We start from the raw sequence: 15,090 nt of genomic DNA on the forward strand, positions 1-15,090 counted from the left end.
ACTTCCCACCTATTTCCCCTTCTGCCCGGTTTTCCCCGGGACGACCATGACCGGACACAAGGCCCTCTTGAGGACGCCGTTGGAGACACTTCCCAGAATAAACCGCTGCAATGTCCCCTTGTTGCGCGCTCCCACGATGATCAGGTCGGCCTCCATGTCCCGGGCCTTCAGGAGGATCGCTTCCACGATCTCCCCTTCATAGAGCGAGGCGGAACATCGATACCCGGCCTCCCTCAACGAGTGCACCTGTTCCTGAAGCAGAGCAAAGGCCCTGCCGCAATGAACCGGCACGGGTTCCTCCACAAGGCTGGGTCCCGGAAGATACCCGGTCAGCGAAGGATCGACCCGGAGAACATGGATCAGATGGATCTCCCCGTCAAAGGTTGTGGCAAGGAGCTTGGCCATTTCAAGTACCGCTTCGGTCAGGGTGGAGAAATCCAGGGGAACGAGAATGGATTGCATGATTGTCTCCTTTTCGGTTAGAATATTTGTGTTCCCTGTTACCACATCCCAAGGGCGAGAACAAATGATTATCTCGATGTGATCCCTGCAAGGGGCATTCGCGTCTGTTACAAATGCAGGGAAGCTCCCAAAATCCGGCTGAAAGAGCACGTCCGCTTCGCCCCGCTCGGGACGGTTTGACTGTCTGACCGAGCCAGGCATCGTTCATCAAGCCGTTGCCTGACATCGCCCGGAACATCTTGCCTGTATTGAGCAAAGGCTCGATGGTACGAGGCGGCGAGGGAGTTTTAAAGCGCCCCGAGCGGGGTGAAGCGAACATGCCGTTGATGGATCTACTCCCGGCCATTGACGACCGAATCACAGTCACTGTACTGCCACGGAGTCGGCAAAACAGCCGGTAACACCGCGACTGCCGTACAGGCGGAACCATCCGGACACACCGAGCACCATCTCTTCGCGATGGCGCTTTTCCGCCATGTCCCTGTTGCCGGGCATGTTTTTCGGGCCGCCCCTCTCTTCATTCTGTCTTTTCAAGGAGCCTTGTTTGAAAACCACCGCACCCCTTTTCACCTGTGAAGCCACGGACGGCGCCGCCAGGGCGGGTACGCTGATCACCCCGCACGGAACCATTACAACTCCGATCTTCATGCCCGTGGGCACATTGGGAACGGTCAAGAGTCTCGATCCCCACGACCTCTACGCCATGGGCGCCCAGATCATCCTGGGCAACACCTACCACCTCTATCTACGTCCCGGTGATGAAATGATCGCCCGCCGGGGCGGCCTGCACCGGTTCATGAACTGGGACCGGCCCATCCTCACGGACAGCGGGGGATTCCAGGTCTTCAGCCTGGCGGGTCTGCGGACCATCACCGACGACGGGGTGGAATTCGCCTCCCACATCGACGGGTCCAGGCATTTCTTTTCCCCGGAAAAGGTCATTTCCATCCAGAAGAACCTGGGGTCGGACATCATGATGGTCCTGGACGAGTGCGTCCCCTACGGTGCCGATCACGACTATACGGCCAAATCCCTCAAAAAGACCACGTCCTGGGCCAAACGGTGCCGGGCCGCCTATACCCGGGGTGAAACCGGGGATCAGCTCATGTTCGGGATTGTCCAGGGCGGATTCTTCAAGGATCTGCGCACCCAAAGCGCCGAAGAGATCATGTCCATTCCCTTTGAGGGATACGCCATCGGCGGATTGAGCGTGGGCGAATCCAAGACCGAGATGCTGGAGATGCTGGAGCATACCACCCCGCTTCTGCCCACGGACAAACCCCGATATCTCATGGGTGTGGGTGCTCCCATGGATCTGGTCAACGGGATCAGAAACGGGGTGGATATGTTCGACTGCGTCCTGCCGACGCGAAATGCCCGCAACGGCACCCTGTTCACCTCACAGGGCAAGGTGAACATCAAGCGGGCCGAATACCGGGAAGACGACAGTCCCCTGGATCCGGAATGTTCCTGCTATACCTGTCGCAATTTTTCCAAGGCCTACCTGCGCCATCTCTATGTTTCCAGAGAACTCCTCTCCTACCGGCTGAACACCATTCACAATCTCCACTTTCTCCTCAACCTGGTCAAAAATGCACGCAAGGCTATCTTTGAACATCGGTACGAGTTGTTTTACAGCCATTGGAAAACCATCTATCCTGAATAATTATGCCAGAATCCCCTATGCACCTCATCCCCGTCGGCCGGGTTCGCTCTCCCTTTGCCGACCGCGCCCACTGTCCCAAGCAGGCCGGGACAGACGATCCCGCCTCGCGCATCGAGCTCGACACCACCTATGTACCGGCCCTGCATCAATTGGAGATCGGCCAGGAAATCATTATCCTGACCTGGCTCGACCAGGGGGATCGCAGCGTCCTGCAATGCCATCCCCAGGGAGATCCGGACCGGCCCGTGCATGGAGTCTTTGCCACCCGCTCACCCGACCGGCCCAATCCCATCGGTCATCATCAGGCAACCATCCTGGACATCCAGGACACCGTCCTGACGGTTCATCCCATGGAGGCCCTGGACATGACCCCGGTCCTGGATATCAAACCGGTCGTGCGGCCACGGCCGCGCCTTTCTTCATCCGATCAGGATACGGCCCGGGCCATCATCCGTACAGGCCGCGACGGCTGGAAACGGGGATTGTACAATGGAATGAACGGCAATATCAGCGTGAAAACGGACAGTCGGATGCTCATAACCGGGACGGGAAGCGCCAAGGGACACCTGGTCCCGGAGGATCTGACCCTCATGGACCGGCATTCCCGGAAGGTGCTGACCGGGCCGCCCCCATCCTCGGAAACCCCGGTTCACCTGGCCATTTATGACCAGCAACCCAAGGCCGGGGCCATCGTGCACACCCACCCTCCCCACCTCCTGGCCCTTTCCCTGGACCATTTCGGCGACAACCTCCTCGATCTTCCCTTGTTTGAAGGCAAGATGTATGCAAAGATGCTTACCTCGGTACCTCCCATGGAACCCGGGACCGAGGAGCTGGCCCGGGCCGTGGGTACGGCCTCCGCGAGTCATCTCTGTATCTTCATGGAAAATCACGGTCTTGTGGTATGGGCATCGACATTGACCAGGGCATTGGCCCTGACCGAAGAGATCGAGAGTCTGGCACGTATTCGGCTTTTAGGGAGCTGATCACCACGTTTCAACAAACGACCATGCCCGGCATCCTGCCAAGGATCACCCCCGTGCGACATGTCATTCTGTTGTTCATGTGTCTGTTCACTGTGTTGCCTTTTTCTGCGGATGGTGCAGAACCACCGCAAAAGGGCCACATTCTGGTGCTCAACTCCTATCACCCGGGATATGTCTGGTCCGACAGCATCATGGAGGGGCTGCTCGACAGTCTCGACGATTCTCAGACGACCATCGATATGCACATCGAGTACATGGACACCAAGTATCACCAGGGCGATGACTACCTGGAACAACTCCGCTCCCTGTACCGCCATAAATATGCACACCTGGACTTCGACCTCATTGCCGCCTGCGACGACAATGCCGTTGAATTCCTGATCAGCCACAAGGACGACCTGTTCCCGAACACTCCGGTGGTTTTCTGTGGAGTCAACGACAATCAGGCCATGGCCCGGGCCATCCAGGTGGGCATGAAGGGTATCTACGAACCCTGGCGATATAGCGAGAACATCGACCTGGCTCTGAAATTATTTCCTGAAACCACGACAGTCGCGGTCATCGCGGACCAAACGCCCACTGGCCAGGGAGCACTGGCCCGGATAGAAGAACTCGAACCGGACTACGCGGACCGGATCGACTTCCTCCGTGTGTCCTCCCGGAGTATCGAACAGATCAAGCAGGATCTGGCTGCTCTCCCCAGACAGAGTATCGTCCTCTTCACGGTGCTGTTCGCGACAAACGAAGATTACCGCCATTCCAGCAGATACGGCGCCGAACAGATCACCGACATCACAGATAAGCCCATCTTCGTCATAACCGACTACAGCGTGGTCCCCGGCGTGATCGGCGGATACGTTGTCAGTGGATATCGTCAGGGCAGCTCACTGGGCGATCTGATCCAGCAGATCGTCATCGATGAACGCCCTCTTGCCGAAATCCAGCCCTCTCGGACCATCGAAACCAAATTCTTTGACCACAAGGGGCTGGAACGATTCGCTATTCGTCCGTCCCGGCTTCCCGAAGGCAGCGTGATCCTCAACCGTCCCTTCAGCTTTTACGAGACATACAAGGTATGGATCTGGATACTCGTCGTCTTTCTTTCCCTGGAAACCCTGCTCATCGTCCTCTTCGCCCTGAACCGGACCTATCTCAAACGGGCGCAAATAAAGGTCAGTCAGGCCGGCGAACGTCTCGACCTGGCCATCAGGGGCACCGAACAGGCCCTTTTTTACTGGGATGCTCTCAACAACGCAGTGACCTTCAAGTACCTGTGGAAGGACATTCTCGGCTATGATCAGGAACTTGAACCACTGAGCATCGAAGAGTGGCACACGCACGTCCATCCCGACGACCTTCACCAGCTGGAGTCAGCCCGGATGGCCCATCTGCAGGGAAAAAGCCCCCACTACGAGCAGGAATTCCGCGTCCGTAAGGCCGACGGCACATGGCGCTGGCTGGTGGTCAAAGGCAAAATCATGGAAAAGGATCGCGGCGGTACGCCCCTCCAGGTGACCGGAACCCTGCGGGACATCACTGAACGCAAGCTTGTGGAGGAAAAACAGCAGCGGCTGGTCGCCGCCCTGGAACAATCCGAAGAGGCCATAGCCATCTGCGATATTCAGGGAAACATCCTCTCCATCAACCATGCCTTTGCCCGTTTCTACCATGTCCAACCCGCGGTTGTCAGATCCACACCCATCTGGGATATCGACCGTATTTTCAAGATAGAGCCCATGTGGACGAGTCTGGAACAGAACAACGCCTGGCGGGAACGGATCAGGCATACCGTTGACGAAAAAAAAACCTATGACCTGGAAATCAAGGCATCTCCCATCAAGGACGCCCAGGGCAGAACCGTGTGCTACATCTTCAGCCACAGGGACATAACCCGGGAAACCGAACTGGAAACACAACTCAGGCAGGCGCAAAAGATGCAGGCCATCGGCCAACTCGCCGGGGGTATTGCACATGATTTCAACAACCTGCTCCAGGTCATTCTCGGTTACACGAGCAAAATCCTCGATGATCCGACCGTTGCGGTGGATACCAGAAAACGGCTGGAGACCATCTCCGATGCCTCCAAAAAGGCCGCCAACCTGGTCCGCCAGCTACTCATTTTCAGCCGCCGCGACATGGTGGCCCAGCAACCCGTCAACGCCAACACAGTGATCAGCGATGTTCTTGGCCTGCTCAAACGTACCATTGGGGAACAGATCACCATAGACTATGCTCCCGAACCATTTCTTCCCCTGATCAAGGCCGATGCCGGGCAGATGCATCAGATCATGATGAACCTCTGCGTCAACGCCCGTGATGCCATGCCCCAGGGGGGAACCATTTTCATCAGAACATCCCATGTCTGCCTGGTCGATCACTTTGTCCGAAACCACTCCTGGGCGCGCAAGGGAAGTTATGTGCGCATCGAAGTGCGGGACACAGGCATCGGCATCCCTCCGGAAATCCGGGAACACATATTCGAACCCTTTTTCACGACCAAGAAACTCGGCAAGGGTACCGGCCTGGGCCTGGCCACAGTCTACGGCATCGTCAAGAGTCATGCCGGATTGATCTATGTGGACACAACCTCGGACAAGGGTTCCTCCTTTCAGGTTTATCTGCCGATTACAGAGGAACAGGAAAAAGATGTGGAACCCTCCGCCAATACGAGCTGCGAAATCCCGACCTGTCCGGCGACCATCCTCATGGCCGAGGACGACGACATGGTCCGGTCCCTGGCCCTGGAGGTTCTTGAAGATGCCGGGTACACGGTCATCGAGGCCGTCAACGGCGAAGAGGCCGTGGAGTTGTTCATGGCAAACCGGGATTCCATCGACCTCGTTCTTCTGGACGTGATCATGCCCAAGATGTCCGGTCAGCAGGCCTGGGAAAAGATCCACGAACTCAATCCGGATCTTCCGGTCATCTTCAGCAGCGGCTATAGCTTCAACGAACTCAAGAAAAACACCCTTATCACGGAAAAGGGCCGGCTGATTCAGAAGCCCTACACCCCTGATCAGCTCATGGATACCATTGCCAAGACCCTGGCTTTGACCTCGAGCCGATACATTCCCTAATGCGGCCAAGCCGCAGTTTTAGGTTTTAGGTTTTAGGTTTTAAGTTTTAAGTTCAAGCTGTTATAAAATTTTCGTGTTTTTTATGGCAGACTTTCGCGAGTAAGGTACTAAAATAATCAAGGATTCAAAATTTATGCAACAGGATCGGCGTTTTCGCATTGCGGCCAGGGAAGCCCTTTTCTGCATCCTGCTGACCGTGGCCAACTTCATCTGGTGGTATGGGTTTGCCTATGGCCTGGGGAGCGGCCCGGCTGAATCATTCACATTTTTCTTTGGTCTTCCGGCCTGGTTCTTCATGAGCTGCGTGGCCGGACTTCCGATCTTCAGCCTGCTTGCATGGGCCATGGTCCGATTCGCGTTCACCGACATGCCCCTTGATCCCGAGGAACCCGAGGACGGGGGGATAAAAGAATGAGCGTCAATCTGGACGTCCTCATTCCCCTGGGGATTTATCTGATCTTCGTCTATCTCCTGGCCGTATACGCCAACCGGGTGCTGTCCCGTTCCGGCAATTTCCTGGAGGAGTATTTCATCGGCAGCCGGTCCATGAACGGGATCATGCTGGCCATGACCCTGGTGGCCACCTACATCAGCGCGAGCAGTTTCGTGGGAGGTCCCGGGGTTGCCTACAAAACGGGACTGGGGTGGGTGCTTCTGGCCATGATCCAGGTACCCACGGCCTGGCTGACGTTGGGGGTTCTCGGAAAAAAATTCGCCATCGTGGCCAGACGGATCGATGCGGTGACCATCAACGATTTTTTATGGGCGAGGTATGAAAACCGGGCCGTGGTCATCCTGGCCACCCTGAGCCTGGTCATCTTTTTCATCGCGGCCATGGTGGCTCAGTTCATCGGCGGGGCCCGGCTCTTTGAGACGGCAACCGGCCTTCCCTACCATGTGGGGCTGACCATCTTTGCCGTGTCCGTGGTTTTGTACACGACTCTGGGGGGATTTCGGGCGGTGGTGCTCACGGATGTGGTCCAGGGGATTGTCATGCTCCTGGGTACGGCGGCCCTTTTTGCAGGCATTGTCCATGCGGGCGGCGGGATGACCGCCATTGTCCTGAAGCTGCAGGCCATCGATCCCGGACTGATCACTCCGTTCGGCCCGGACAAATTCCTGGCCAAACCGTTCATTCTCTCCTTCTGGGTCCTGGTCTGCTTCGGGGTCATCGGACTCCCGCACACAGCGGTACGCTGCTTCGGGTACAAAGACAGCCGATCCATGCACTCGGCCATAGTGATCAGTACCATTGTCCTCGGCCTGCTCATCCTGGGCATGCATCTGTGCGGGGCCCTGGGCCGGGCGATCATCCCGGATCTGACCGTGGGGGACAAGATCATGCCCGCCCTGAGTCTGACCATTCTTCCGCCCGTTGTCGCCGGCATCTTCCTGGCCGGCCCCCTGGCCGCGATCATGTCCACCATCGACTCCCAGCTCATCCTGGCCTCGGCCACCCTGATCCGGGATCTGTACACCAACTACATCCGGACAGGCAGAAAACCCGATGACCGCAGGCTGCACACACTCAGCTTCTATTGCACGGCCCTGCTGGGAACTATCGTGTTCATCGCGTCTCTACGTCCACCCGATCTGATCGTATGGATCAACCTGTTCGCTTTTGGCGGCATGCAGGCCACCTTTCTCTGGCCCGTGGTTTTGGGACTCTACTGGAAACGGGCCAACGCACGGGGCGCCCTCTGGTCCATGGTTGCCGGCTTGTGCGCCTATTTCGCCCTGGTCATCTGGGTCAAACGGTTCATGGGCATGCATGTCATCGTGCCCACCCTGGCCATCTCCCTGGTCGCCTTCATCCTCGTGAGCCTGATGACCAAACGACCGGAGGACGGGATTGTCCGGATTTTTTTCGCGAAAAAAACAGGAAAATAAAGTACGCAGTTCGCAGTGCGCAGTGCGCAGGAAAAAGCTGAAAAAGCTTCAGGCCTGCGCACCTGTCCGCCGTACTTTGACATCATGCAGACGTATAAATTCATCATCCCGTTTCTCTGGGCTGTTCTTGCCTGGATCCTCATCCATCCCGGCCCTGCCCGTGCCCAGAACCGGACCTTCCCCTACACCCCCGTCCTTCAAGGGGCGCCATCCGACGAAGCGGAACAGGCCATTCTCCTGGAGACCGACACCTTCTCCCGCAAGGACGCTCCTCCCCGCACCCTGGGTCTGCTCAACAAGCGCATAGCCGAGGACATTCCCACCATCCGGTCCATCCTCAATGCCCTGGGGTACTTCAAGATCCAGGTCCAGGGGGATGTGGACACGAGCACCACTCCGGCCAGGGTCACAGTCCGCATTTCCCCGGGTCCTGTTTTTCGCATTGCAACCGTCACCCTGACGGGAACACCCGAGGCTATCGACCTTTCTCCCGGCATGCTGGGCCTTGCCCCGGGCACCCCGGCCGCATCCGCGACCATACGCACGGGTGAATCACGGATCCTTGCCGGACTTGGCAGCCGGGGGTATCCTTTTGCCCGGATCGAATCACGGGATGTGATCGCCGACCATGCCCACGACAGGGTGAATGTGCACTGGGTCATCGAGCCCGGTTCTTCCTGCACCTTTGGTCCGGTGACCTTCACCGGCCTGGACAGGGTGGCGCCCACCTTTGTGCATCGCAACATCGTCTGGCAACAGGGCGAACCCTTCAATGCCACCCAAAAAGATGCCACCCGGATGGAACTCCTCAAAACCGGCCTGTTCGGAAGCATTGGGATCGAGCATGCACCCGCGCCATCTGCTGACGGTTCCCTCCCCATGACCATCACCCTCAGGGAACGGGTTCCCCGGACGGTCAAGACAGGGGTCGAATACGCCACGGATACGGGTCCGGGAGGCATCCTCTCCTGGGAGCATCGCAATGTCTTCCACGAAGGGGAACAGCTGCGCACCCGGGCCGAGATCAATGCCGTACGCCAGAGCGCGGATGGACGGTTGGTGTTCCCGGCCTTTTTCGGCCCGTGGCAACTGACCACAGAGGGAAAGATCGCCCGAGAAGATACCGATGCCTTCGACAGCAAATCCCTGGCCGCAGGTGTGATCATGGAACGCAAACCCGCGCCGTGGCTGCGGACAGGCGGGGGCATGCGCTACCGTCTGTCCACCGTGGACGACAGCACATCAGGCCGAGAAACCTTCGGTCTGGTCTCCTTTCCGATCTTTGCCGACGCCATCAGGGCAGAACCCATCCTGGACCCGGCCTCGGGATGGACCCTCAAGGCGGAAACCGCCCCGTATCTGGACACCCTGGGGCAGGACATTGTCTTTCTCCGATCCCGGGTCCAGGCAAGTGCCTATCTCCCGGTGCTGCCCTCGGGAAAACTCGTCGCGGCCCTGCGGGGAAGTCTTGGAACCATCGGGGGAACAGGCCTGCAGGATGTTCCGGCTGACGAACGGTTCTATGCCGGCGGGGGAGGTTCCATCCGGGGATACGGGTTTCAGAAGGCAGGGGAGCTTGATAAAGATGACAACCCCATAGGTGGGTTGTCATCGGTCGAGGTCAGCGCGGAGCTGCGGTCCCGATTCACCGACTCCCTGGGCGGAGTCGTGTTTCTGGATGGGGGACGAACCTTTGACCATGCCGTCCCCGATTCCTTGTCCGGCCTCTTCTGGGGGACCGGTGTCGGCCTGCGCTACTACACGCCCATCGGTCCCATCCGTCTGGATGTAGCCTTTCCCCTGAACCCGCGCCAGTCCATCGACGATTCCTTCCAGCTCTATGTCAGCATAGGACAGGCCTTTTGATGTGCATCACCATGGTTGGACATAAAAAAACGTAACTATTCAGGTCAAAATTTAGCAGGAGCAACAGGCTGGAATATATCGTTAGATTTGAGTGCCAGCCCGTAAATTTCAGAAATTTAAGAGATTTAAGAAATTACAAGCGGTTAGCGTCCAGGTCCTCAATTTCTAAAATTTCTTAAATCCTTAAATCTCTGAAATTTGTAATTCTGATTCTTGAGAAATGCACCTGAATAGATACAAAAAAACGAACTATTCATCAGGATGCGTGTTATAAGACCCTGTAGATCATGAAAAAATTCCATCTCCCTTTGGGACTTCGCCGCATCCTCCAGGCAGGCGGGATGATCATGGCCGCCGTGGCCGTCATCTGCCTCGGGCTGTTGCTGCTTCTGACCACCCAGACCGGCCTGAAGAGTGTGGAACGCCTGGTGAACCGGGTCCAGTCAACGGCCCGGATCATGGGTCTGCGCGGCAATCTGCTGGGACAATTCTCCCTTGAACAGGTCAGCGTCAGGGATGCACAATCCACCTGGCTGACCATCGGAGATCTGGACTGCCAATGGACCCCCCTGGACCTGCTGCAGGGGGAACTGCATATAGCGCACCTTCGGGCCGCACGAACGCATTTTTTACGGCTTCCGTCCGCGACACCCGGTACCGGATCCCGCACAAAACCGCTGTCCCCTGAAGACGGACCACGCTTTTTCCCCGGGCTGACCGTCACCGATATGGCCATCGATCAGCTTGTGCTCGGATCTGACAACGACCAGGCAATCCCCATGCTGACCCTGTCCGGCTCGGCATTTGCTTCATCCCTGAAAGGACCGGCCGCTATTGAACTGCACCTGCATTCCCTTGGAAAAAATGTTCCGCGACTCGACGTCACCGGGCAGATAAACCGGGATTTTTTCGAATCCTCGGGCAGGTACGATGATCCGCACGGCCGGATGACCGCCTTTCTGACAGGCCGTTCCGATCCCCTGCCCCTTGAGATCACGTGGACGGGAACAGGAAACAGCACCTCCTATCAGGGAAATATAGCGGCCAGCGCACCCGCCATGGCCTCCGTCGATGCCTGGGTACAATGGATGGTTTCTGACCAGAGAGGCGCCTTGCAGGGCACACTGACCCTTGAACCGGAGGGCGAGCTGCAAACCCTGGCGGAATTGGCAGGGGAAAAGATAACAATCGACCTGAAGGCTGACACAAACACACAACCGATCTCAACAACCCTTCAGCTTGCAGGCGACCGGATCAACCTTTTTGGTTCAGGCAGCATCGACCTGCAAGGAAACAACACGGACATGGGGTTCACCCTGACCCATGCGGAACCCGAGCGATTGGGCAGAGCCCTGGGGATCGAGCTGATCGCACACGCCCCCCTCACCGGCAGCATTCAAGGCAGTCTCAGTCGCCCGGTTCTTGCCTGCTTCCTGGCGGCCGACACCCTGCAGTCCGGCCCGGTCCTGATTGAACATCCAAACATTTCTCTGACCGCCGCCCCATCCTCTGACGGTGCGAACCTGCACTACACGGCAACCCTGAACGCCACGGCATCCAACCTGATCCTGCCGGACATCCTGGAAACCGGAGCATTGAACCTCCGTACGGTGGTCGAAGATCTGGGCAAAGAAACCCTGCATGCCCGGCTGATAGCCTCCTCGCACCCGTTCACAATGAACGCGACCGGATCATTTACCCCCGGCCCCGGTTCACTGGTTGTGGAATATTCCGGGAATGCCCAACCAGAAACCCTGTTTGGCCCGAACATTGCGCCCCTTCCCCAATGGCTTGAGCTTGCAGGAACGATCCACGCCGATGTGTTCGAACGGACGGGAACAACCGACCTGCATACCAGGCTGGGCCGGTTCGCCACAGGACCGGACCTCCTCGATGAACTGCTCGGCCCTTCGACCGATCTGACCATCTCCGCCTCTCTCCAGGAAAACGACCTGACCATCGAAACCCTCAATCTGAACGCAGCCCGGGTCCAGATTGAGGGCAACGGCACCCTGTATGGTGAAAGCGGTGCCTACACGGCCGACCTGACAGGGGTCGTCCAGGCGGAGGCGTTGGGAAAGGACCTCGCTTTTCTTGAAACACTTGCCCTGAGCTCACGGATCAGCGGAACCAGCGACCATATTACCGGTACCCTTTCGGCCCGTCCGGAAAAGACCCCGGTGTTTGGAGTTCATCTAGAATCCGCTTCCCTGGATCTCTTGCTTGGGCATCTGCAGACTGCACCGGCCGGAACCTGGACAGCCGACCTGGCAACCGTTCCCGGCCCCCTGCATCTTGCCGGCGACCTGAAGCTCATAAACGGCATCCACATTTCCCAGGCCACCCTCTCGGGTCCCGGCCTGAAGGGCGGGTTCAGTCTCGCTCTGCCGGAAGACATGGGGCCGAAAAAAATCGATTTCAATCTCGCCGCATCCTCTCTGGTTCCCGTGGGGGAGGCTCTGGACCAGCCCCTGAAGGGGGCTTTTGATCTGCGTGGATCGTACCTTGACGAACAAGGCTCCCCTTTGCTGACCCTTTCGGGGTCTGCCCGGAATTTGGCCTATGGCGACACCGCACAACTCAGGACCCTGGACCTGACCCATCTGACCCTGGACCCCGGCCAATGGGATCAGCCGGTCATGGATCTGAAACTCAGGGGATTCACGAGCAGAGACGCGGATCTTGAAACCCTCCACCTGCAAACAGCCCCATTGGCCGGGGGAGTGGACATCGCCCTGGATCTCCAGGGGACCAGGCCGGCCCCTGTGCATCTGTCCCTTGCCGGACACGGTTTTTCAGATGGTGCCCAGAGATCCCTGCGCTTCTCCTCTCTGCAAGGGGGCTACAACGGCCTTCCCTTTTCCCTGGCAGATCCGACCCAGCTGCACAGCACAGAAAAAACCATTGAACTTCACCCCTGCACCCTGCGGGTGGGAGAGGGCATCCTGAAAGCCCGAGGGCGCAGTGATGAGCAGGGAATCAACGCCACAATGGATATTTTGAATCTCCCACTTGCCTCACTTAACCTGACATCCTTTTCCCTGCCAGTGGGCACCCTGTCCGCCCAAACTTCCCTCACGGGTTCCCTGGAAACCCCCTGTCTGCAGGCAGACATGGTAATCGAGGGCCTGACACCTGCGGGCAGAACAGTCCAAGACTCTCCCACAGGCACATTGTCCGTCATTGCCAAAGCAGAGGCCTCCAGACTGACTGGTTCCGGCACCCTGAAAGGCTGGGGTTCGCCCCCGCTTTCCATGACCGGCGAACTGCCCCTTCAGTTTTCCCTCAAGCCTGTAAGTATATCGATTCCCTCCAACGATCCCCTGCACGTCACAGCACAAGGACATGTGGACCTGGAAAAAATCAGCGGCCTGCTGGCTGTTGGGGATCTGGATCTCAAAGGCGATCTGCGGCTGGACACCTCGTTGAGCGGGACCCACGCAGCACCGGAATGCACCGGTACCATCCGGCTGGATCACGGAAGGGTCGAGTATCTGCGGACCGGAATCCTGTTGGAACAGATGCATGCACTGATCGGTCTGAAAACGGACAGACTCATCCTTGAAGAATTTTCTGCAACAGACGGGGAAGACGGCAGACTCTGTGCAACGGGCGAGATGACCCTTCCCCTGCGCAATCCCTTTGCCTACCATGTCACGGCGGACCTGAACGCAGCCCGTCTGATCACCAGCGACACCCTCACGGCCCGGGTCAGTGGAGACTGCCGGATACAGGGCAATGCGACCACCACGGCGATCCAGGGAAACCTGATCATTCCCCGGGCCGAACTGGACATCTCCCGCAATCCCGATCCCGACCTGGTTCCCCTCGAGGTTCATGAAATACATGTCCTTCCTGAACACGCATTCGAGCCCCCAAAGACCGCATCACCTCCAGCCGCTATCCTGCTGAACGTGGGCGTGACCATCCCCGGTCAGTTCTTTGTGCGTGGACGCGGACTGGAATCCGAATGGAAAGGCCGACTCAAGGCCGGGGGAACAGCTGCACAACCCGATGTGAGCGGCATGCTTGAATCGATCCGGGGATCTCTCGATTTCGCCGGAAGAAACCTGAATCTGGACTCGGGAAAAATCCGGTTTGACGGAGCGTTCCCGCCCAACCCCCTGGTGGACATCGTCACCTCGACCGACATCCGGTCCACTGACGTACAGATCAAAGTCCAGGGATCAGCCAAACAACCGGTCCTGGTCCTTGGATCTTCCACGGGCCTTCCCCAGGACGAAATTCTGGCAATGCTCTTGTTCGGAAAATCCGCCTCCGGACTCAACCCCATGCAGGCCCTGCAACTGGCCAACACGGCACGGAACCTGGCCGGAAGCTCGGGAAAAGGCGGATTCGATCCCATGGGGTTCGCCCGTTCACTCCTTGGCGTGGATACCCTCACCATCGGCTCCGACGATGAGGATGGAGAAATGCAGGTCGGTGTGGGCACCTACCTGACCGACTCCATCTATGTGGAACTGGAAAAGGGGCTGTCATCGGACGATGACGCCGTGTCCGTGGACATGGAGCTGACCCCGAGCATCGGCGTGGAAACCGAGGTGGGCACGGATTCCACGGGAAAGGCAGGAATCTACTGGAAACGGGATTACTGACCCCCCGTCCCGTCCGACAAACGAAATTCTCCTGTCTCCCTTCTTTTCCTCCTGCTCGTTCCGGTTTGGGCGAACACAAGGTTCGCCCCTACAAACATTCGCCTTCCATTCGCCTTTCCCGTTCCTGCGCACTGCCTCCTGCGCACTGCGCACTTCATCTCCCCCGTCTCCTGCGCACTGCGCACTTTTTTCTCCTCCCGTCTCCCTCCTCCCTCCTCCCGCCTCCCGTCTCCCGCCTCCCTTCTTTTCCTCCTGCTCGTTCCGGCTTGGGCGAACACAAGGTTCGCCCCTACAAACATTCACCTTCCATTCGCCTCTCCTGCGCACTGCCTCCTGCGCACTTTTCTGTCTCCGGCCTCCCTTCTCCCGCCTCCCTTCTTTTCCTCCTGCTCGTTCGGGTTTGGGCGAACACAAGGTTCGCCCCTACAAACATTCACCTTCCATTCGCCTCTCCTGCGCACTGCCTCCTGCGCACTTTTCTGTCTCCGGCCTCCCTTCTCCCGCCTCCCTTCTTTTCCTCCTGCTCG

The 15,090-nt window shown here is 58.0% G+C and carries 9 protein-coding genes; 7 read left to right on the plus strand and 2 right to left on the minus strand.

From position 1 onward, the window contains the following. Positions 1-9 precede the first annotated feature (9 nt). Together ACTVJH_RS12110 and ACTVJH_RS12115 are read right to left on the minus strand one after the other, a co-directional pair. Positions 10-462 carry a universal stress protein gene (locus tag ACTVJH_RS12110; RefSeq protein WP_455991066.1) on the minus strand — a complete coding sequence of 151 codons (453 nt, stop codon included), beginning with the start codon at positions 460-462 and terminating at the stop codon, positions 10-12. A gap of 363 nt (positions 463-825) precedes the next feature. Next, a complete protein-coding gene (locus ACTVJH_RS12115; protein ID WP_455991069.1) occupies positions 826-996 on the minus strand; it encodes a hypothetical protein in 171 nt (56 codons plus the stop codon). A gap of 10 nt (positions 997-1,006) precedes the next feature. Here ACTVJH_RS12115 and tgt point away from each other — a divergent pair, with 10 nt between their 5' ends. The 7 genes from tgt to ACTVJH_RS12150 all read left to right on the plus strand — a co-directional run bounded on the left by tgt (position 1,007) and on the right by ACTVJH_RS12150 (position 14,563). Continuing rightward, a complete protein-coding gene (tgt, locus tag ACTVJH_RS12120) occupies positions 1,007-2,128 on the plus strand; it encodes a tRNA guanosine(34) transglycosylase Tgt (protein WP_455991072.1) in 1,122 nt (373 codons plus the stop codon). A gap of 17 nt (positions 2,129-2,145) precedes the next feature. Beyond that, a complete protein-coding gene (tsaA, locus tag ACTVJH_RS12125; protein WP_455991075.1) occupies positions 2,146-3,114 on the plus strand; it encodes a tRNA (N6-threonylcarbamoyladenosine(37)-N6)-methyltransferase TrmO in 969 nt (322 codons plus the stop codon). After that, entirely contained in the window at positions 3,033-6,191 is a 3,159-nt protein-coding gene (locus tag ACTVJH_RS12130; RefSeq protein WP_455991078.1) for a hybrid sensor histidine kinase/response regulator, read from the plus strand. Before tsaA ends, ACTVJH_RS12130 begins: the two co-directional genes overlap by 82 nt. Positions 6,192-6,324: 133 nt before the next feature. Then, positions 6,325-6,606, plus strand: coding sequence for a YhdT family protein (locus ACTVJH_RS12135; protein WP_455991081.1), 282 nt, complete (start codon positions 6,325-6,327; stop codon positions 6,604-6,606). Further along, on the plus strand, positions 6,603-8,081 hold the full coding sequence (panF, locus tag ACTVJH_RS12140; protein WP_455991084.1) for a sodium/pantothenate symporter: 1,479 nt from the start codon (positions 6,603-6,605) through the stop codon (positions 8,079-8,081). The genes ACTVJH_RS12135 and panF overlap by 4 nt, the downstream gene beginning before the upstream one ends. Positions 8,082-8,096: 15 nt before the next feature. Next, positions 8,097-9,947 carry an autotransporter assembly complex protein TamA gene (locus ACTVJH_RS12145; protein ID WP_455991087.1) on the plus strand — a complete coding sequence of 617 codons (1,851 nt, stop codon included), beginning with the start codon at positions 8,097-8,099 and terminating at the stop codon, positions 9,945-9,947. 287 nt (positions 9,948-10,234) lie between these two features. Beyond that, positions 10,235-14,563 (plus strand): translocation/assembly module TamB domain-containing protein, encoded by a 4,329-nt coding sequence (locus ACTVJH_RS12150; RefSeq protein WP_455991090.1) that lies wholly within the window; start codon positions 10,235-10,237, stop codon positions 14,561-14,563. The last annotated feature ends 527 nt before the right edge of the window (positions 14,564-15,090 follow it).

Source organism: Desulfoplanes sp. PS50, from assembly GCF_053851535.1.

Excerpts from the sequence above, each read along its gene's own strand:
- ACTVJH_RS12150 (WP_455991090.1), top strand. The coding sequence starts at position 10,235 with ATGAAAAAATTCCATCTCCCTTTGGGACTTCGCCGCATCCTCCAGGCA.
- panF (WP_455991084.1), top strand. The coding sequence starts at position 6,603 with ATGAGCGTCAATCTGGACGTCCTCATTCCCCTGGGGATTTATCTGATC.
- ACTVJH_RS12135 (WP_455991081.1), top strand. The coding sequence starts at position 6,325 with ATGCAACAGGATCGGCGTTTTCGCATTGCGGCCAGGGAAGCCCTTTTC.
- tsaA (WP_455991075.1), top strand. The coding sequence starts at position 2,146 with ATGCACCTCATCCCCGTCGGCCGGGTTCGCTCTCCCTTTGCCGACCGC.
- ACTVJH_RS12110 (WP_455991066.1), bottom strand. The coding sequence starts at position 462 with ATGCAATCCATTCTCGTTCCCCTGGATTTCTCCACCCTGACCGAAGCG.
- ACTVJH_RS12130 (WP_455991078.1), top strand. The coding sequence starts at position 3,033 with ATGGGCATCGACATTGACCAGGGCATTGGCCCTGACCGAAGAGATCGA.